This is a genomic window from Bartonella sp. TT110JLCBS (genome assembly GCF_042193405.1).
In the GTDB taxonomy this organism is placed as follows: Bacteria; Pseudomonadota; Alphaproteobacteria; order Rhizobiales; family Rhizobiaceae; genus Bartonella.
On sequence record NZ_JBHILT010000115.1, the window covers coordinates 693 to 1177 of the forward strand.

Sequence of the window (485 nt, forward strand, 5' to 3'; positions counted from 1 at the left end):
CTTTCCGAACAAACCAAGAGCGCTTTTGATGATGCCAAGCAGGTGATGGGCGAGGTGAAGAATGTTGCAGAAACAGCAGCAACGAACAGTGGGCAAGCTCTCACGACAGCTTCTGAAGCCAAGATGACAGCTGATAGAGCCTCTTCGGTAGCCGGTGATGCAAAAGAAACGGCGTCTAAAGCCCTGTCGGTAGCTCATGGTCTTAAGCAATCGGTTGATCATGTCAAGAATACAGCTGAGGGAGCCAAAAGGACAGCAGAAGGAGTAGAGCAGAGGGCTTTAACAATAGAAGACGTTGCTACACAAGCCAAGACTAAAGCTGGTGAAGCCAAACAATTGGTTGAAGAAGTTAAGACGACAGCGCATTTAGCAGAAACGTTAGCGAATAATGCAAAGCAGTTAGCGGATAGTGCAAAAGACACAGCGGTGGAAGCGAAGAATAAAGCAGAGGATGCTCATGTCCTATCGCAAGAAGCTAAGAGCAC

The 485-nt window shown here is 47.8% G+C and carries 1 pseudogene; it reads left to right on the forward strand.

Going from position 1 to position 485, the window contains the following annotated elements:
- Positions 1–485 (forward strand): annotated as a pseudogene (locus ACFILW_RS09860) (hypothetical protein); the annotation flags it as partial.